An 805-nucleotide genomic window follows, 5' to 3' on the forward strand; every position below is an offset into this window, starting at 1 on the left:
TGGGCTCCCAGCGTGGGCGCATGGCAGAGGCAGCTCACGGACAACGCCATTCGGGCGGCTGACCGTCTGGAATGTATCAAGCCGCTGTCCGGCGAAAAGCCCTCCCAACTTCAAAAGAAGCCCTCTATCTTGCAGACCATGCGGGAACAGGACGAAAAAGTCCAGACGGAGCCGGAAAAGAAAGCTCCGTCCGGCAGAGATGCCGAGCGGTAAGCCTCGGGCCACATTGGCCCGAGGTTTTCTGTTCCCCGAGATTGTACGGGGGCCTCCCGGATAGCGGGAACCCCGACGGAAAGGAGGTTTTATGCAGGAAGAAGTAAACCAAAAAACGGTTGCCCTTTCGATCAGGACAACGAAGCTCACGGGAAAAGTGCTGGCTGCCGCTCTTGGGAAGGTAGCGCGGGCGCTGCAAAAGCACCACCGGAAGGCGCTGACCCCGCAGGGACGCCAGAGCGTGAAAAAGCTGATGAACCACTATGGCGGCAAAAGCACCATGCCCTATGTGGGAGCCCCAAAGGATTTTGACCGGATCGCGAAGGAGTTCCATGTGGACTACGCTTTCCATAAAGTGAGCCCCGGTCATTACCTGCTGTTTTTCAAAGCCAATCAGGCGGACGCTATCACGGCGGCCTTCCAGAAGTACAGCGCAAAGGTGCTGAACAAAGAGCAGGACAAGGCTTCCATCCTCGGCCAGCTTCGGAAATTCACGGAGCAAATCAGGACGCAGGCAAAGGAAAAGCAGCGGACCAGAGAGGCGGTGAAGGACGGACGTTGAGTGACAAGATCAGAAAATATGTGCTCCCAA

1 protein-coding gene and 1 pseudogene are annotated in these 805 nt (G+C 56.9%); both read left to right on the forward strand.

The window, feature by feature from the left end; genetic code table 11:
* Window positions 1–213 (forward strand): annotated as a pseudogene (locus tag PG722_RS13985) (hypothetical protein); the annotation flags it as partial.
* Between the two features lie 91 nt (window positions 214–304).
* Entirely contained in the window at window positions 305–775 is a 471-nt protein-coding gene (locus PG722_RS13990; RefSeq protein ID WP_073929955.1) for a PcfB family protein, read from the forward strand.
* Window positions 776–805: the final 30 nt, after the last annotated feature.

The sequence above is a fragment of the Butyricicoccus sp. OF27-2pH9A genome (assembly GCF_027693185.1).
Taxonomy (GTDB): domain Bacteria; phylum Bacillota; class Clostridia; order Oscillospirales; family Butyricicoccaceae; genus Agathobaculum; species Agathobaculum butyriciproducens.